Source organism: Synechococcus sp. BSA11S (genome assembly GCF_014224355.1).
Lineage (GTDB): Bacteria > Cyanobacteriota > Cyanobacteriia > PCC-6307 > Cyanobiaceae > Regnicoccus_A.
The window spans coordinates 65,196-81,693 of the sequence record NZ_VNWP01000009.1 but is presented as its reverse complement, the minus strand read 5'-3'; the positions used below and the strand labels follow the sequence as shown (position 1 = coordinate 81,693).

Below are 16,498 nucleotides of genomic sequence, written 5' to 3'. Positions count from 1 at the left end.
GGAGACAGGGCGACCCCCTGCCTGCCGTTCGTCACAACCACCGCTGTGCCGCTTGATCCAGCCCTGGGGACCCCTGCTCAGGCCGTCGCCACCCAGCTGCCCGGGGATCTGCCCGCGGCCCCCACGGATGCCCAGCTGAAGGCGCTGGTGACTGAGCTCAGCGAGTTGGCCGAGTCGACAGCCGGTGAAGGCCTGAGCCTGGTTCTCCCGGGCCCTGAACTGGAGCGACTCTCTCGGGATTTCTTCACCTACTCCCCCGTGCTGACGCCTCTGCTGCGCGACAAGCTGGCCCAGCTGGTGGTCAAGGCCAGCAGCCTTGAGCAGGTGCGACGGGTGGCGGGAGCCTGCGCCCGCCATGGGGTGCCGCTGACGGTGCGGGGAAGCGGCACCGGCAACTACGGCCAGTGCGTCCCCCTCGCCGGGGGGATGGTGCTCGACCTGAGCGGCCTCGATCGGGTGCGGCAGGTGGATCCCGTCAGCGGAGTGCTGACCGCCGAGGCGGGTTGCCTCCTGGCCGACCTGGACCAGCAGCTGGCTCTCCATGGGCGGGAACTGCGACTCACCCCCAGCACCCGTCGCAGCGCCAGCCTGGGGGGCTTCATCGCCGGCGGATCCGGCGGCATCGGCTCGGTGCGCTGGGGCTTTCTGCGGGACCCCGGCCATCTTCTCGGACTTGAGGTGGTGACGATGGAGCCGGAGCCCCGGCTGCTGCAGCTCGATGCCAGGGCCAGCGCTCCTCTCAACCATTCCTACGGCAGCAACGGCATCCTCACGGCCGTGACCGTGGCCACGGCCGCTGCGGTGCCCTGGCACCAGCTGGTGGTCGACTTCAGCAGCTGGACGGCGGCACTGGCGGCGATCCGTACCCTGCCCACCACGGCTCTGCTCCTGAACAGCCTCTGCCTGCTGGAGGAGGCCGTGGCGCGACGTCTGCCCTGCCCAGGGGGACACGGTCAGCCTCAGCAGGGTGGTTCAGACCCGGTGCCTGCCGTCTGTCCCCAGGCCGAGGGGCATCGTCTGCTGCTGCTGGCGGCACCCGACGCTCTGCCACCCCTGGAGACGCTGCTGGATTCCATGGGGGGACGGCTGGTCTGGAGCGCGCCGGAGCAGGGGAGCCGCGGCCTGCCACTGCGGGAACTCTGCTGGAACCACACCACCCTGCACATGCGGGCCCACGACCCCAGCTGGACCTATCTGCAGATGCTCCTCCCCCAGCCGGAGGCCCCGGCGCTCGAAGCCCTCAAGCAGCGCTGGGGGGATGATCTGCTCTGGCACCTTGAGGCCGTGCGTCAGCAGGGCAGCCAGCGGCTGGCTGCTCTCCCCCTGGTGCGCTGGCGCGGCACCGAGGCACTGCTGGAGCTGATGGAGCAGGCGCGGCAGCTGGGGGCCTTCCTGTTCAACCCCCACGTGTTCACGGTGGAGGACGGGGGTCTGGGGGTGATCGACGCGGACCAGGTGGCGGCCAAGCGGGCCTACGACCCGGCCGGCCTGCTCAATCCCGGCAAGTTGCGGGGTTGGAGCGGGCGGCCTACGCGCAGTCGAGGCTGAGGCGGGTGCTCACCCCCGTGAGCGGATGGGTCCCCTTGGCCCGCAGACAGAGTGCACGCTGATCGGAGCGATCAAGCAGGGCGTCGCTGAAGTCGGCGCCATCGATCACGGCACCACTGAAGCTGCTGCCAGCCGCGATCACGCCCCTCAGCAGGGCTCCGCTCAGGTTGGTGCCGCTGAAGTCGGCCCGGTCCATCAGGGCATCGGAGAGGTCGGCGCCACTGAAATCGGAGCGCAGGAAGGCGGCCTGGGTGAGGATCGATCCGTGGAGGTCGGCCCCACTGAAATCGGCATCACGGGCCATCACTCCGGCGAAGGAGGTGTTGGCCAGCTGCTGTCCGCTGAAATCCTTGCCGTCCTGGTTGGTGAGGGTGAAATCGACCCGGTCCTGGAACAGGGCGCGATCCTGTAATCCCACTCCTGTGCTGGTGTCGAGGGCCAGGGCGGGGGGGCTCCAGGGTCCTGCCAGCAGCGCGGTGACCAGCAGCCCCAGCGCCACCAGCAAGGGCAGGACCCCGGGCCAGCCGCGCCGGTGGTCCGCCCCATGGGGCTGGTTCGAGCGCGTGGCGGGGGTCATGGCGCTGCCGTGGGGTTCTCTCTCCACTCTCCCCCGGATCGCTGCGGATCCTGCAACGTGCCCGATCTGATCAGGGCCCCGATCAGATAGAGCGATCCAGCCACGACCACCGTCTGGCCTCCAGCGCCGGTGGTTGCGGCCGCAAGGCCCTCAGCCACAGAGGGGCTCGCTCTCAGACGGCCCGTCAGCTCGGGTGCCGCCTCCAGCAGCGGCTCGAGCGACCAGCAAGGGTGCTCCGGCACTGGCACCAGCCAGGCCCGATCGCTTGCAGCCAGCAGGGCCCGGAGCATCTCAGGCGCTGGTTTGTTTGCCAGAACCCCCAGCAGCCAGCACCGTCCGCCTTGAGCGGCACCGCCCTGATCCAGTTCCTGCCGCAAGGCTTCCGCGGCCGGCAGGTTGTGGGCCCCATCCAGCAGCAGGGGCTGTCCCTGCCAGCGCACCCGTTGCAGCCGCGCCGGCCAGCGGGCCCGCTCAAAACCCTCAACGATGGCCTGATCGGGGATCCTCCAGCCCCGCTGGCGCAGGGCACGCACCAGGCCGAGAGCCACCGCGGCGTTGTGCCGCTGCACCAGGCCGGGCAGGCCGCTGCGCCAGCGCAGCTGGCCTGCCACCAGATCCCCTTCGGCCATGGCCAGGGGTTCCACCCAGTGCAAGTCGCTGCAGCTTTCCAGGGCGCGCTGGTGCAGCACCGCCGCGGCTTCCGGTTGCTGGGGTCCACTCACCGCCAGGCTGCCCGGGGTGAAGATCCCCGCTTTCTCGGCGGCGATGGCCGCGATGGTGGAGCCGAGCACTTCGGAGTGGTCCATGCCGATCGCGGCGAATCCCAGCACCTGGCGCTCGGGATGGACGGTGGTGGCATCCAGTCGTCCCCCCAGGCCCACCTCCAGCACCACCAGATCGAGGCCTGCCTCGGCGAAGGCCTGGAAGGCCGCCAGGGTCACCAGCTCGAAGGGGGTGAGATCGTGGCGCCGGGCCAGGGGCTGCAGGTCGCTCAGCAGCCGGCGCAGCTCCTGGGCGTCGATCGGTCCGTCCCCCAGCTGGATCCGCTCGCACCAGCTCACCAGGTGGGGAGAGGTGTAGAGCCCGGCGCGCAGGCCACTGGCCAGCAGGGCTGCGTGCACCAGGGTGCAGATCGATCCCTTGCCATTGGTGCCCGCCACCTGCACGGCCGGGAAGCGGCGCTCGGGATGGCCCAGCTCCGCCAGGGCGCTGCGCATCCTCTCCAGGCCCAGGTCCACACCGCGGCGGCTGAAGGGCTCGATCAGGTCGGCGAACGTATCGATGGCTGGCACCGGATTGAAGGCAGTCAGTGGCCGCCTCGATTCAGGTGCCCGCGCTGATCGCCAGCAGGGCTTGCTCCAGCAGCGCCACCGCCTGCCGCAACTGGCGGGGCTGAATCACCAGGGGCGGTACCAGCCGTACCACCCTTGGACCGGCGGGCACCACCCGCAAGCCCACTTCAATGGCTGACTGCACGATCTGGGGGGCGGTGGGAGCCTCCGGGCGCAGCACCAGTCCCTGGAGCAGCCCCCAGCCGCGTACTCCTTCGAGCAACTGGGGGTGGCGGCTCACCAGCTCCGCGAGCAGCTGTTGCAGCAGCTCGCCCATGCGCTGCACGTGGGGCACCAGCAGACGCCGCTCCAGTTCCTGGGCCACGGTGAGGGCGGCGCGGCAGGCCAGGGGGTTGCCCCCGAAGGTGCTGGCGTGGTCGCCTGGACGGAAATGATCGAAGGCCTGCTTCACCGCCAGGGCCCCGATCGGGAAGCCTCCGCCCAGTCCCTTGGCTGTGGTGAAGGCATCGGGCTCGACGCCCAGCTTCTCGTAGCCCCAGAGGCAGCCGCTGCGGCCCATTCCGATCTGGACCTCGTCGAAGATCAGCAGGATGCTGTGTTGATCGCACAGCTGGCGCACCCGCTGGAAGAAGGCCGGATCTCCAGGATTGACGCCCCCCTCCCCCTGGAGGGGCTCCAGGATCACGGCCGCCACCCGGGGACCGTCGGCCTCGCTGCGACTCAGCAGGGCTTCGAAAGCGGCGGTGTCGTTGTAAGGGAAGAAGTGGAACCCTTCCACCATCGGCTCGAAGCCCTGGTGGTACTTGGGCTGGCCGGTGGCGCTCACCGCCGCGAGGGTACGGCCATGGAAACTGGCCTGAGCGGTGAGGATCAGCGGGCGCTCGATCCCCCGCACCTGGTGGCCATGCTTGCGGGCCAGCTTGATGGCCGCTTCGTTGGCTTCGGCGCCGGAATTGCAGAAGAAGACCCGATCGGCGCAGCTGCGCCCCACGATCCAGCGGGCCAGTTCCTCCTGCTCAGGAATCCGATAGAGATTGGAAACATGCTGCAGGCGCCTCAACTGCCTGCCCAGGGCCAGGCGCATGACCCGATCACTATGGCCGAGAGTGCAGGTGGCGATGCCGGCCACGCAATCGAGATATCGCCGACCCTGCTGATCCCACACCCACACCCCGCGGCCCCTGACCAGCTCGAGAGGGAGCCGGGCGTAGGTGTCCATCACCGCCGAGGCTGAGCTGGGTGCCACGGGCGGTTGGGATTTCAGGGCTGACAGACTGGGGTGAGCCAGGTTGATGGGAGCGGTGGGACTTGAACCCACATGCCCGAGGGCGCTCGATTTTGAGTCGAGTCCGTCTACCAATTCCGGCACGCTCCCGCGACCGCGACTTTACGTGGGGAGGAGCTTTCAGGGCTCGACGCGCCGGATCGAAGCGCCGACGCGGTTGAGCTTGCCTTCGAAATCGGCGTAACCACGGTCGAGGAACTCCAGACCGCGGACGTTGGTGATGCCATCGGCGGCCAGTCCCGCCAGAACCATCGCCGCCGAGGCACGGAGGTCGGTGCCCTGCACAGGAGCACCGCTGAGGCTGGCCACTCCCTCCACCAGGGCGGTGTTCCCCTGCATGCGGATGTCGGCGCCCATCCGTTGGAGTTCAGCCACGTGCTGCAGACGGTTTTCGAAGATGTTTTCCACCACCATGCTGGTGCCCCGGGCCGTGGCCAGCACGCTCATGAACGGGGCCTGCAGGTCGGTGGGAAAGCCTGGGAAGGGTTGGGTGCGCAGGTCGACAGCGTGGATGTGCTCGGCGCGCAGCGTCATGCCCTCGCCGTCGGGAATCAGCTCGCAGCCGGCATCAACCAGTTTGGTGAGCACGGCGCCGAGATGATCGGGAATCACAGGGGTGACCCTCAGGGCCGAGCGGGTGATGGCGGCAGCCAGCAGGAAGGTGCCGGCTTCGATGCGGTCAGGGATCACGGCGTAATCGGCCCCGTGCAGGCGATCCACGCCATCAATCACGATTGTGGGGGTGCCAGCACCGCGGACCCTCCCCCCCATGGCATTGAGGAGGCCGGCCAGATCCACCACCTCAGGCTCAAGGGCAGCGTTCTCGATCACCGTTTCACTCTCGGCCAGGGCGGCGGCCATCATCAGGGTTTCGGTAGCGCCGACACTCGGGCATTCCAGGTGAATGCGACCGCCGCTGAGACGCTGACTGCGGCCCGGCACCGCCGCCGAGACCACTCCATGCTCGATGCTGACCTGGGCTCCGAGGGTCTTGAGGCCCTTGACATGCTCACTGACCGGCCGTGAGCCGATCTGGCAGCCACCGGGCAGAGGCACCTTGGCGATGCCCATGCGTGCCAACAGGGGGCCGATGCAGAAGAAGCTGGCCCTGAGGCTGTTGACCAGCTCGTAGGGAGGAGTCGACTGGCTCAGGTGGCTGGCGTCGAGCTCCACCCAGTCGAGCCCTCGGCGGACCTGCACACCGAGGGCGGCGAGGATCTCGCCCATCGCGGCGATGTCGGTGAGGGGGGGGACGTTGCTCAGGCGAAGGGTGTCGCGGCTGAGCAGGCAGGCCGCCATCAGCACCAGGGCGGAATTCTTGGCCCCACTGACCCGAACTTCGCCGGACAACCGACGGCCACCACTGATCTCCAGCTGAGGAGCGAGCACGGCGGTGGGTGTCGGAGCGACGGTCAGGGTCATGGCGTTCGGTCCGACTTTTGGTCCCGGAATCTTGACAACCAAGCCGGCGACCGTCTAGGCGTCCGCCCGAGGAACTGTCATGGTTGGTAGCAAGTCTGCCCGACCGTTGCCTCTGCAGGGGTCTTGCGCTGGTCGGTGCGCCCCTCCGTGATTTAAGGTTCCACGGTCGCTTCGGCGGCACGCCAGCGGATGTGGCGGAATTGGTAGACGCGCTAGTTTCAGGTACTAGTGGCAGCAATGTCGTGGGAGTTCAAGTCTCCCCATCCGCATTTTTCTTTAGCCCACGCCCTCCCTTCACGCCCCTTGCCGGGGCAGTGCTCTCAACCGTGGTGGCGCCTCACCAATGATTGTCATCAAGATCACGAACTCCTCTGAGGTCGTCGCCAAGAAAATTGGCAAGTTTCTCGAGAGTCTTACCCCCGATGGCATGGATGAATCCACCATCGAAGACATCGTGATGGGTCGTCTGGTGGAGAACCTCAGCAGTGAGGGCATCGAGGGAGAGGTGGCCTCGATACGCGGCATCGATCTGGAGGAGTCCGGTGTTCTGATCAAGGATCCGATGCATGTGCGCCGCCGACAGACGTTCTGAGCCCAGCGGAGCGTCCGTTGAGGCCCCGCTCTCGCCGGCTCCAGGCCTGATCACCAGCCGCCGCAATCCCCTGGTGGCACGCTTTCGCGCCCTGCAACAGCCCCGTGGCCGCCGGGACCAGGGGCTGCTGCTGCTGGAGGGAACCCATCTGCTTGAAGAAGCCCTGCGTCTGGGCCTGCAGCCCCGGCAACTGCTGGCCAGTCCCAGCTGGATCGAGCGCCACCGGCCACTGCTGGTGGCCCATCCGGGGGCTCTGGCGGTGCTGCAGCCCGTCTCAGGGCCGGTGCTGGAGGCGGTGGCCACCACCGCCCACCCTGATGGGGTGGTGCTCACGTTGCCGTGGCCGGAGCCGACGCCCCGCCCTCGCTGCGATTTCGTGCTCGCGCTCGATCGCCTCCAGGACCCCGGCAACCTCGGCACCTTGATGCGCACCGCCCTGGCGGCGGGCGTGGAGGAGCTCTGGCTGGCGGAGGGGGCTGATCCCTGGCAGCCCAAGGTGCTGCGTGCCTCCGCCGGCGCTGCCCTGGCGCTGCCCTGCCGCCGGCTCGAGCAGTTGCTGCCTCACCTGGAAGCCGCCCGCTCGGCGGGTGCCCAGGTGGTGGCCTCGGTGGTGGCCGGCGGGATGCCCTACTGGCAGTTCGACTGGACCCGCCCCACGGTGCTGCTGCTCGGCAACGAGGGCTCCGGGCTGGCCCCGGAGTTGCTGGCGGCCAGCAGCCATCAGGTCACCATCCCCCACAGCGGGGCGGTGGAATCCCTGAATGTGGCGGTGGCCGCGGCGCCGCTGCTGCTGGAGCGCTGGCGTCAGCTGACGGGGGAGAATGCGGGACAACAACCGCAGCAGCCCAGGTGAGCGACGCCAGTGCAGCCAACTTTGATTTCGATCTGATCGTGATCGGTGCCGGTTATGGCGGCTTCGACGCCGCCAAGCATGCTGCCGACCATGGCCTGCGCACGGCGATCGTGGAATCGCGCGACATGGGCGGCACCTGCGTCAACCGTGGCTGCGTGCCCTCCAAGGCCCTGCTGGCCGCCAGCGGCCGGGTGCGGGAGCTGGCAGATGCTGAGCACCTGAGGGGCTTCGGCATCCATGCGGCTCCGGTGCGCTTCGAGCGCCAGAAGATCGCCGACCACGCCAACCAGCTGGTGACCACGATCCGCACCAACCTCACCAAGACGCTGGAGCGCGCGGGCGCCACGATCCTGCGGGGCAAGGGCCGGCTGGAGGGATCCCAGCGGGTGGCGGTGCGGGAAGCTGGCGGCATCGAGCGGGTGTATTCCGCCCGGGATGTGATCCTCGCCACAGGCTCCGATCCCTTCGTGCCCCCCGGGATCGAAACCGACGGCCGCACGGTCTTCACCAGCGACGAGGCCATCAGCCTCGAGTGGCTGCCCCGTTGGATCGCGATCATCGGCAGTGGGTACATCGGCCTGGAATTCGCCGACGTCTACACGGCCCTCGGCTGTGAGGTCACGATGATCGAAGCGCTCGATCGGGTGATGCCCACCTTCGATCCCGACATCGCCAAGATCGCAGCCCGCAAGTTGATCGACGGCCGCGACATCGATGCCCGCTCCGGGGTGCTGGCCAAGACGGTGACCCCGGGATCACCGGTGCGGATCGAGCTGGTGGAGATGGCCACTCGGGAGCCGGTGGAGACCCTGGAGGTGGATGCGGTGCTGGTCGCCACCGGCCGGGTGCCCGTGAGCAGGGATCTCAATCTCCAGAGCGTCGGTGTGACCACCAACCGCGGCTTCATTCCGGTGGATGAGGCCATGCGCGTGCTGGTGGATGGCAACCCGGTGCCGCACCTCTGGGCTGTGGGCGATGTGACCGGAAAGATGATGCTGGCTCACACTGCCGCCGCCCAGGGGGGCGTGGCCGTGGATAACATCCTGGGCCATCAGCGCCTGATCGATTACCGCTCGATTCCGGCGGCCACCTTCACCCACCCCGAGATCAGCTCGGTGGGGCTGAGCGAAGCTGAGGCCAGGGAGCAGGCTGCCGCCGAGGGCTTTGAGCTGGGTCTCGTGCGCAGCTACTTCAAAGCCAACTCCAAGGCGCTGGCGGAACTGGAAAGCGACGGCCTGATGAAACTCTTGTTCAACCGCTCCAGCGGTGAGGTGCTGGGCGCCCACATCTACGGTCTGCATGCCGCCGACCTGATCCAGGAGATCGCCAATGCCGTGGCCCGCCGCCAGAGCGTGCGTGAGCTGGCCAGCGAGGTGCACACCCACCCCACCCTGAGTGAAGTGGTGGAAGTGGCCTACAAGCAGGCGGCCGGGGCCCTGGCCTGAGGAGAGAACGTCACCGTCGGAAGGGGCGGGCTCAGCGCTCCTACGATCGAAGTCCCGCTTCCGCTTTCGCCAGTCCTTGGAGATCCGTCGTCGCCCGCCCAATCCCCCCGTGCGGGTGGCCCACCTGCAATACGGCATCCCCCATGAGGAGGCGGCCCCGCGCCACATCCTCGAGGAGATCGTCTGGGAGAAGGACCGGGAGGTGACAGCCTCGCGCGAGCGTGTGCCCCTCGAGAAGCTCAAGCGGCAGGTGGCCGATCTTCCCCCCTGCCGAGACTTCGTGGCCGCCCTGCGTGCCAGCTGCCGCAAACCGGCTGTGATCGCCGAGGTGAAGAAGGCCAGCCCGAGCAAGGGCGTGATCCGAGAAGCCTTCGACCCCGTGGCCATCGCCCGCGGCTACCAGGCCGGAGGGGCGAGCTGCCTGTCGGTGCTGACCGACAAGGCCTTCTTCCAGGGGGGCTTCGAGGTGTTGGTGGAGGTGCGGCAGGCCGTGGACATTCCCCTGCTCTGCAAGGACTTCATCCTCACCCCTTACCAGCTCTATCAGGCCCGCGCCGCAGGGGCTGATGCCGCCCTGCTGATCGCCGCGATCCTCTCCGACCAGGACCTCATCTACCTGCTCAAGGTGGCCCACGCCCTGGGGCTGGCGGTGTTGCTGGAGGTGCATGACGCCCCCGAGATGGAGCGGGCTCTGGCGCTGGCGGGTGTGGATCTGATCGGGATCAACAACCGCGATCTGACCAGCTTCCACACCGATCTGGCCACCACCGAGGCGCTGATGGCCCGCTACGGCCAGCGCCTGCGGGAGCGGGGAGCGCTGCTTGTGAGCGAATCGGGGCTGACCAGCCGGGATGATCTCGACCGGGTGATGGGTGCAGGCGCCGATGCGGTGCTGGTGGGTGAGGCACTGATGCGCCAGGCCGACGTGACGGCAGCCCTGGAGGCTCTGATCGGAGCCTGAGCCCAGGTGGGTGCACCTCCTTCGGCGAAGCCCGGTGCCGTTGAACGGGCGATCCGGTGACACCGGCCACGAAAAAGCCCCCGCATGGGGCCTGCACGCTGGGTGGAGGCTCGATGCGGGGGGAAGCCATTCGGGGGAGGCTTGAGGCCGGGCCTGGCCCATCGCCTGGGGAAGGCGTGAACTCAGACCTTGCGGCTGTAGAACTCCACCACCAGCAGTTCGTTGATCTCGAGGGCCACCCATTCGCGCTCGATCCGACCGGTCACCTTGGCGGTGAGCTTGTTCTTGTCGAGTTCGAGGTTGGGGGGGATGTTGGCCAGACCTGGAAACTCCAGGTTTCCTTCAGCCAGCTGACGGCTGGCCTTGCGTTCCCGCACGACAATCACATCGCCGGGGCGGCACTGGTAGCTGGGCACATCGACCACGCGGCCATTGACGGTGATGTGGCCGTGGTTCACCAGCTGGCGGGCGCCGGGCACCGTGGGGCCGAAACCGAGGCGGAAGCAGATGTTGTCGAGGCGGTTCTCCAGCAGCTTCAGCAGGTTGGTTCCGGTGGAACCCTCCTGGGCGCGCGCTTTCTTCACGTAGCGCACGAGCTGGCGCTCGGAGATGCCGTAATTGAAGCGAAGCTTCTGCTTTTCTTCGAGGCGGATGGCGTATTCGGAGCGCTTGCGACGGGCTTGGCCGTGCTGACCGGGTGGATAAGACCGCTTGGCGGACTTACGGGTGAGACCGGGGAGGTCTCCCAAGCGCCGCGTCACCCTCAGGCGAGGACCGCGGTAGCGAGACATGCAGACAACAACAAAGGACGGGGCTGGAACGAAGCTCAGGGCGGCCGTGGGCCGGTCCTTCCGGGGAGCATGCTGGAGGCATCCTCCAGGCATCCGGTGGTGCAACGCCAGTTGTCGATCCTATCCGTTGGCTTCTCCAGCCTCAGCCGCGCCCTCCAGCTGGCCCTGCTCGCTCTGATCGCCGCCTATCGCAGCTGGCTCTCGCCGCTGCTGGGTCCCCGCTGCCGCTTCATTCCCAGCTGCAGCGCCTATGGCCTCGAGGCGATCCAGCGCCATGGCCCCTGGCGAGGTGGCTGGCTCACCCTCAGGCGCCTGCTGCGCTGCCACCCCTTCACCCCCTGCGGTTGCGATCCGGTGCCCGAGTGAACAGTCCTGTGCCCCCCCTGCCGGCTCTGCTGCTCTACAGCCGCGATGGCTGCTGTCTCTGCGAGGGGCTCGAGGAGCGTCTCCGGGCGCTGGTGCCCCCTCCGCCACTGGATGTGGTGAATGTGGATCACGATCCGGAGCTCCAGGCCCGCTACGGGCTGGAGGTGCCTCTGCTGGCGGTGCTGCGGGATGGACAACCGCGGCTGTTGCCCCGGGTCGCGCCGCGGCTGGCGGGTGATCGTCTGCAGCGCTGGCTGCGGAAGTGTCTGGCGGAGCTGCCCGCCCCGCCTCAGAGCACTTAAAACTGCCCAACTCCATAGCGCCGGCTCCCGTTCCTGGAGCTGACCTCCTCCATGTCCCAGCTGCTCCATTCCCTTCTGCAGGACTGCGCTGTGGCGGTCCCCGCCCAGCTGGCCGATGCCGTTGTCACCGGCCTGAGCTGTGATTCCCGCCACATTGCCGCCGGCACCCTGTTCATCGGGATGCCCGGCGGGCAGGTGGATGGGGGGACCTTCTGGCCCATGGCCCTGGAGCGGGGAGCCGCGGCGGCGGTGATCGGGCCCGCGGCTGCGGCCCAGTGTCCCCCTGGGCAGGCTGATCCGGTGCTGGTGCTGGAGGAACCACTGGCGGAATGGGCCGGTCGCCTGGCGGCCTCGTTCTGGCAGGAGCCCAGCCGTTGCCTGGGGCTGATCGGAGTCACGGGCACCAACGGCAAGACCACCACCACCTTCCTGATCGAGCATCTGAGCGCCGGCTGCGGCCAGCCCACGGCGCTGTTCGGCACGCTGACCAACCGCTGGCCGGGGCACAGCGTCACGGCGTCGCACACCACTGCCTTTGCCGATGTGCTGCAGGAGCAGCTGGCCAAGGCGGTGGCGGCCGGTGCCCGGCTGGCGGCGATGGAGGTGAGCTCCCACGCCCTCGATCAGCGACGGGTGGCTGGCTGCCACTTCGCCGGAGCGGTGTTCACCAACCTCACCCAGGACCACCTCGACTACCACCCCTCGATGGAGGCCTACTTCGAGGCCAAGGCCGGGCTGTTCTCCCCTGAGCGGCTCGATGGCACGGCTGTGGTGAACGTGGACGACCCCTGGGGGGCGCGGCTGGCCGAGCGCCTCGCGGAGCCGCTGGGGGAGAGGCTCTGGCGCAGTTCCCTGGCCGCGGCGGATTCCGGATCGGAGGCCTCAGCCCCGGCCGAGCTGCGGCTGGAGGATCTGGTCTTCGCCCCCGATGGGGTGAGCGGCACGCTGATCACACCCCTGGGGCGCGGAGCGTTCCGATCCCCCCTGGTGGGCCGCTTCAACCTGATGAACCTGCTTCAGGCTGTAGGGGTGCTGCAGCAGCAGGGCCTGCCCCTCGAGAAGTTGCTGGAGGCGATCCCCAGTTTCCGGGGTGTGCCCGGCCGGATGGAGCGGGTGGTGCTGCCCCAGACGGCTGACCTCCCGGCGGTCTTGGTCGACTATGCCCACACCCCCGATGGTCTTGAAAATGCCCTGGCGGCCTGCCGTCCCTTTGCCGAGGGCCAGCTGGTCTGCGTGTTCGGCTGCGGCGGTGACCGCGACCGGGGCAAGCGTCCCCAGATGGCCGCGATCGCCGCGCGCCTGGCGGACCGGGTGGTGGTGACCTCCGACAACCCCCGCACCGAAGATCCCCAGCGCATTCTCGACGACGTGGTGGCCGGCATTCCGGCCGGCACCGACCTGATGGTGGAGGCGGACCGGGCCAAAGCGATCGCCGCGGCCGTTGCTGCGGCCAACCCCAGTGATCTCCTTCTGATCGCCGGCAAGGGCCACGAGGACTACCAGATCCTCGGCACCACCAAGATCCACTTCGATGACCGTGAGGAGGCGGAAAAGGCCCTTCGCTCAAGGGTGGGCTGAGCCGGGCTGCAGTGACAGGGACGTTGATGTCTGAGGGAACACGCTGCCGGAACGCCCCCGGGCCAGTACGTTTGCCCCGTCCGGTTCATCAACCCACCGTTCCATGTCTTCTCCCGTGCCCATGTCGAGGAAATTCCTCGCCGAGTTGATCGGTACGTTCTGGCTGGTGTTCGGTGGCTGCGGCAGTGCCGTTCTCGCCGCCGCCTTCCCCTATGACCAGGCCGGAGCCAATCCCCTCGGTCTCGGTTTCCTCGGGGTCTCGCTGGCCTTCGGCCTCACCGTGCTGACCATGGCCTACGCCATCGGCCACATCTCCGGTTGCCATATCAATCCGGCCGTCACCTTCGGCCTCTGGGCCGGCGGTCGCCATCCGGGCTCGCAGCTGCTCCCTTACATCGGCGCCCAGGTGCTGGGCGGTCTGATCGCCGGTGGTCTGCTGCTCGGCATCGCCAGCGGCCGGCCCGGCTTCGAACTCACCGGCAGCAACCCCCTGGCCACCAATGGCTTCGGTGCCCACTCCCCCGGGGGGTATGGCCTGCTGCCGGCGCTGATCATCGAGGTGGTGCTCACCTTCATCTTCCTCCTGGTGATCCTGGGCGCGACCCACAAAGATGCGATCAAGGACCTGGCCGGCGTGCCGATCGGCCTGAGCCTGGCGCTGATCCACCTGATCAGCATCCCTGTCACCAACACCTCGGTGAATCCGGCGCGCAGCACCGGCGTGGCCTTCTGGGTGGGTGGCGATGCCGTGGGTCAGCTCTGGCTGTTCTGGCTGGCTCCGATCGCCGGTGCCCTGCTGGCTGGCTGGGTTCAGCGTCACCTTCTGGAAGGTCCCAGCGACTGAGTGATCAGCTCTCCCGGCAGGGTGCGGTGAGCTCGGCAAGGACCTCCAGCAACCTCTCCAGGTCCTGCTCACTGGTGGTGATGTGGGTGCAGGCCCGCAGGCAATGGGGGTCGTCGAGGGTGCGCAGCCAGATCCCCTGCTGCCCCAGCCGGCGAACCAGATCCCCCGGTTCCATCCCGTCCACCACGAAGCTCACCAGCCCCGCCGGCGGGGGCTCCTCCAGCAGGGGGCGGATGCCCGGCAGGCGGCGGAGGCCCCGCCAGAGGCTGTGGCTGCGTTGCTGAATCAGCTCCAGCCGCTGCGGTGCGGGAGCCACAGCTTCCAGCAGCTCGAGGGAGGTGCGCAACCCCGCCAGCAGGGGGGCGCAGGAGGTGGCCACCTCGAAGCGGCGGGCATCGCCATGCCAGGCACTGGCCCCGTCGGTTTCGCTGGCCAGGCTTCTCCAGCCGCCCATGGTGGGTTGGGAGTCCGTCAGCATCCGTTCGGAGAGGGCCACGCCCCCCAGCCCCTCCGGCCCGCAGCACCACTTGTGGCCGGTGAAGGCATAGATGTCGGCCAGCGCGGCCGCGCCCCCCGCTCCGGCTTCCGCCAGCGCCAGGCTTCCCACCGACTGGGCCGCATCCACCAGCAACCACGGATGGCGTGGGTGCTCGCCCAGCCGCTGGGCCACGGCCTTGATCGGCATCAGCTGACCGGTGTTCCAGAGCAGGTGCGAGAGCACCACGAGGCGGGTGCGGGGCGTGAGGCCCGCCTCCAGCGACTGGAGCACGGCCGTTGCGGTGGCTTCAGGGCCGTGGCGAAGATCCTTCACCGCCAGGGCGGCAATCGTGAGCCCTTCGCGGCGCGCCAGCTCCCGGCAGGCGGCCACCACCCCCGGATGTTCGGCGTCGCTGATCAGCAGTTGATCGCCCGCCTGCCAGGGCAGGCCCCAGAGCGGCAGCACGCAGCCGCTGGTGACGTTCTCAGTGAGGGCCAGCCGCTGGGGGGGCACGCCGCAGAGCGCGGCCAGGGTTCCGCGAAGGCTGCCCACCTCCCGCTCCAGCCAGGGCCAGATGTCGCCGGTGAAGGGACCCAGCTCCTGGATGCGCCGCCAGCTGGCGGTGATCGCCTCAAGGGATGGTGTGGGGAGCGGCCCCTGGCCGCCGTAGTTGAAGTAGGTCTTGTTGGCCAGGGCGGGCATCAGATCCCGCAACTGCGCTGGGGTCATGGCCTGCCGGGCTGGATTGTGGTCGCTCGTCACAGGTCGGAGGTGATGGGCTGAAAGCATCGCAGCCGGAACAGGACGCGTGATCAGTCAGCTCACTGCCAGGGGTCCCATCTGGCTGATCAACTGCCGCAGCAGAAGTTCTGCGTTGATGTCGTTGCGCCAGTCGCTCTGGGCATCTTCCGCGCCCGCATTGTCTTGCCGCAGTGAACACAATGATGTCCTTGAGTGTGAGAGTCCTGAACAGCTGAGCGTGGATCAAGCACCCTGCACGAAGCAGAGGCCGAGGGGTCTTGTTCTCAGAGCTAAGGAGACCCAAGGTCTTCACCGAGAGAAGGCAGAGCCTGGGAAGGGTTCTGAGGTGGAAAGAGCTGCAACTCCGGCATTGATTCCTGCAGTTCCTCCGTGCTTTCTGGAGGCAAAGTTGATGAGCCGGAGTCATTTAAGAATGGGGCTCCTCCCTCAATCTGTTGACCGAAGCTGAGATCCATCGACCCAAGCAGAAGGATGCTGACCATGAGACTAAACAGCAAGTTCAGACATCGAGCTCTGGGGAGCCGCATGATCAACCTGCGGAGATCCTTTACCATAGGGGAGTAGTCCCTGGCGCAGGCCGCCTGCCTGGCTGAACAGATTCTGCGCGAATGAACTGTTTCTGAATCGGTGGACTGCTGCGATTCTCACGCTTGCCTCTGTGGTCGGTTCATGGGCCGAAAATGGCCACTCCAGATTGCAGATTCGTTATTGCAGATTCGTCAGGAGCGGATGGAAACGGGTTGCAGCGATTGCCACGATGTTTTCCATCGACGGGTCTGGGGCTGACTGACTCCTCACGGAGCGGCTTAAGCAACTCGACACCAACGGCGATGGCCTCAGCAGGCCGGGAGGATGGTTTGCCCCATCCCACTGTGAAGCCCGCCCGGAGTTCCGAGCGGGCTATTGAATGCTTGGTGCTGTGACGAAATCTGTGCCTGTCAGAGCACCTGGCCCACCATCACCGCTGCCACGGCCGAGAAGAGGGTGATGCCGAGGGCGGTGAGGGGGTTCTGTCCCTGGGCCACCGCAAAGCTGGTGACAACGCCGGCCCCGAGGCAGGCGACGACGATCTGGGTGGCGGCGGAGGGGCGATCCACAGGGGAGGGGACGACTGAGGCGCACCGTAGGGAGCCTTTTTGCGCGGATCTGAAGGTCTCTGGGGTTTCGTTACGGGGGGTTGGGGTTCGTTACAGGGCGACACCCTCCCGGCTCCAGCGGTGGGCCCGTTGCGATCAGGCCGTCAGAGAGCCCACCTCCGGCTTTCCGCTCGGCCCTGCTGCGCTTCGGCTGGGAGTGACGACCTTTTGTGGGGCGAGGCGCGACTGAGCCTTGGAGGCTGGCTTGGTTTCCACCGCAGGGTTTCCAGAGAAAATCGGTGCGATCGTGCTGCAACGACGGCGCT

16 protein-coding genes and 2 tRNA genes are annotated in these 16,498 nt (G+C 67.8%); 10 read left to right on the top strand and 8 right to left on the bottom strand.

Features of this window, described 5'->3' with window-relative positions:
* The first annotated feature begins 45 nt into the window (after positions 1-45).
* Entirely contained in the window at positions 46-1,548 is a 1,503-nt protein-coding gene (locus FPZ61_RS09730) for an FAD-binding oxidoreductase (protein ID WP_185465998.1), read from the top strand.
* Here the strand turns inward: FPZ61_RS09730 and FPZ61_RS09725 are convergent.
* The 5 genes from FPZ61_RS09725 to murA all read right to left on the bottom strand — a co-directional run bounded on the left by FPZ61_RS09725 (position 1,529) and on the right by murA (position 6,124).
* Positions 1,529-2,125 (bottom strand): pentapeptide repeat-containing protein, encoded by a 597-nt coding sequence (locus tag FPZ61_RS09725; RefSeq protein ID WP_185465996.1) that lies wholly within the window; start codon positions 2,123-2,125, stop codon positions 1,529-1,531. The two genes, FPZ61_RS09730 and FPZ61_RS09725, sit on opposite strands and share 20 nt — an antisense overlap.
* Positions 2,122-3,417: a folylpolyglutamate synthase/dihydrofolate synthase family protein gene (locus FPZ61_RS09720; RefSeq protein WP_185465994.1), complete on the bottom strand. Its 1,296-nt coding sequence runs from the start codon at positions 3,415-3,417 to the stop codon at positions 2,122-2,124. The genes FPZ61_RS09725 and FPZ61_RS09720 overlap by 4 nt, the downstream gene beginning before the upstream one ends.
* Before the next feature lie 31 nt (positions 3,418-3,448).
* Positions 3,449-4,636, bottom strand: coding sequence for an aspartate aminotransferase family protein (locus FPZ61_RS09715; protein WP_185474818.1), 1,188 nt, complete (start codon positions 4,634-4,636; stop codon positions 3,449-3,451).
* Between the two features lie 74 nt (positions 4,637-4,710).
* Positions 4,711-4,792 (bottom strand) — tRNA-Leu (locus FPZ61_RS09710).
* A 30-nt stretch (positions 4,793-4,822) separates the two neighbouring features.
* On the bottom strand, positions 4,823-6,124 hold the full coding sequence (murA, locus tag FPZ61_RS09705) for a UDP-N-acetylglucosamine 1-carboxyvinyltransferase (protein ID WP_185465992.1): 1,302 nt from the start codon (positions 6,122-6,124) through the stop codon (positions 4,823-4,825).
* Positions 6,125-6,309: 185 nt separating this feature from the next.
* Between murA and FPZ61_RS09700 the strand changes: the two genes are divergently transcribed.
* From FPZ61_RS09700 to trpC, 5 genes are all read left to right on the top strand, one after another.
* Positions 6,310-6,393 (top strand) — tRNA-Leu (locus FPZ61_RS09700).
* 74 nt (positions 6,394-6,467) lie between these two features.
* Entirely contained in the window at positions 6,468-6,716 is a 249-nt protein-coding gene (locus FPZ61_RS09695; protein ID WP_185465990.1) for a hypothetical protein, read from the top strand.
* Positions 6,691-7,569 (top strand): RNA methyltransferase, encoded by an 879-nt coding sequence (locus FPZ61_RS09690; protein WP_185465988.1) that lies wholly within the window; start codon positions 6,691-6,693, stop codon positions 7,567-7,569. Before FPZ61_RS09695 ends, FPZ61_RS09690 begins: the two co-directional genes overlap by 26 nt.
* Positions 7,566-9,014, top strand: coding sequence for a dihydrolipoyl dehydrogenase (lpdA, locus tag FPZ61_RS09685; protein ID WP_185465986.1), 1,449 nt, complete (start codon positions 7,566-7,568; stop codon positions 9,012-9,014). Before FPZ61_RS09690 ends, lpdA begins: the two co-directional genes overlap by 4 nt.
* Before the next feature lie 76 nt (positions 9,015-9,090).
* On the top strand, positions 9,091-9,975 hold the full coding sequence (gene trpC / locus FPZ61_RS09680) for an indole-3-glycerol phosphate synthase TrpC (RefSeq protein WP_185465984.1): 885 nt from the start codon (positions 9,091-9,093) through the stop codon (positions 9,973-9,975).
* Positions 9,976-10,157: 182 nt separating this feature from the next.
* On the opposite strand, the gene rpsD is transcribed toward trpC, so the two are convergent.
* Positions 10,158-10,766 (bottom strand): 30S ribosomal protein S4, encoded by a 609-nt coding sequence (gene rpsD / locus FPZ61_RS09675; RefSeq protein WP_185465982.1) that lies wholly within the window; start codon positions 10,764-10,766, stop codon positions 10,158-10,160.
* A gap of 69 nt (positions 10,767-10,835) precedes the next feature.
* Between rpsD and yidD the strand changes: the two genes are divergently transcribed.
* The 4 genes from yidD to aqpZ all read left to right on the top strand — a co-directional run bounded on the left by yidD (position 10,836) and on the right by aqpZ (position 13,856).
* The gene (yidD, locus tag FPZ61_RS09670) at positions 10,836-11,132 is read left to right on the top strand and encodes a membrane protein insertion efficiency factor YidD (protein WP_185465980.1); all 297 of its coding nucleotides are present in this window, start codon (positions 10,836-10,838) and stop codon (positions 11,130-11,132) included.
* Positions 11,129-11,434 (top strand): glutaredoxin family protein, encoded by a 306-nt coding sequence (locus tag FPZ61_RS09665; protein ID WP_370593409.1) that lies wholly within the window; start codon positions 11,129-11,131, stop codon positions 11,432-11,434. The genes yidD and FPZ61_RS09665 overlap by 4 nt, the downstream gene beginning before the upstream one ends.
* Positions 11,435-11,485: 51 nt before the next feature.
* A complete protein-coding gene (locus FPZ61_RS09660; RefSeq protein WP_185465978.1) occupies positions 11,486-13,012 on the top strand; it encodes a UDP-N-acetylmuramoyl-L-alanyl-D-glutamate--2,6-diaminopimelate ligase in 1,527 nt (508 codons plus the stop codon).
* A 121-nt stretch (positions 13,013-13,133) separates the two neighbouring features.
* Complete coding sequence (gene aqpZ / locus FPZ61_RS09655) at positions 13,134-13,856, top strand: aquaporin Z (protein ID WP_185465976.1); 723 nt, start codon at positions 13,134-13,136, stop codon at positions 13,854-13,856.
* Positions 13,857-13,860: 4 nt separating this feature from the next.
* Here the strand turns inward: aqpZ and FPZ61_RS09650 are convergent, their stop codons facing one another.
* Positions 13,861-15,063 (bottom strand): aminotransferase class V-fold PLP-dependent enzyme, encoded by a 1,203-nt coding sequence (locus tag FPZ61_RS09650; RefSeq protein ID WP_185474815.1) that lies wholly within the window; start codon positions 15,061-15,063, stop codon positions 13,861-13,863.
* Positions 15,064-16,034: 971 nt separating this feature from the next.
* Positions 16,035-16,193 carry a hypothetical protein gene (locus FPZ61_RS09645; protein ID WP_185465972.1) on the bottom strand — a complete coding sequence of 53 codons (159 nt, stop codon included), beginning with the start codon at positions 16,191-16,193 and terminating at the stop codon, positions 16,035-16,037.
* Between the last annotated feature and the right edge of the window lie 305 nt (positions 16,194-16,498).

Coding starts and splice junctions, on each gene's coding strand:
- FPZ61_RS09725 (WP_185465996.1), bottom strand. CDS start 2,125: ATGACCCCCGCCACGCGCTCGAACCAGCCCCATGGGGCGGACCACCGG.
- FPZ61_RS09715 (WP_185474818.1), bottom strand. CDS start 4,636: ATGGACACCTACGCCCGGCTCCCTCTCGAGCTGGTCAGGGGCCGCGGG.
- murA (WP_185465992.1), bottom strand. CDS start 6,124: ATGACCCTGACCGTCGCTCCGACACCCACCGCCGTGCTCGCTCCTCAG.
- FPZ61_RS09695 (WP_185465990.1), top strand. CDS start 6,468: ATGATTGTCATCAAGATCACGAACTCCTCTGAGGTCGTCGCCAAGAAA.
- FPZ61_RS09690 (WP_185465988.1), top strand. CDS start 6,691: ATGTGCGCCGCCGACAGACGTTCTGAGCCCAGCGGAGCGTCCGTTGAG.
- rpsD (WP_185465982.1), bottom strand. CDS start 10,766: ATGTCTCGCTACCGCGGTCCTCGCCTGAGGGTGACGCGGCGCTTGGGA.
- yidD (WP_185465980.1), top strand. CDS start 10,836: ATGCTGGAGGCATCCTCCAGGCATCCGGTGGTGCAACGCCAGTTGTCG.
- FPZ61_RS09660 (WP_185465978.1), top strand. CDS start 11,486: ATGTCCCAGCTGCTCCATTCCCTTCTGCAGGACTGCGCTGTGGCGGTC.
- aqpZ (WP_185465976.1), top strand. CDS start 13,134: ATGTCGAGGAAATTCCTCGCCGAGTTGATCGGTACGTTCTGGCTGGTG.
- FPZ61_RS09650 (WP_185474815.1), bottom strand. CDS start 15,063: ATGACCCCAGCGCAGTTGCGGGATCTGATGCCCGCCCTGGCCAACAAG.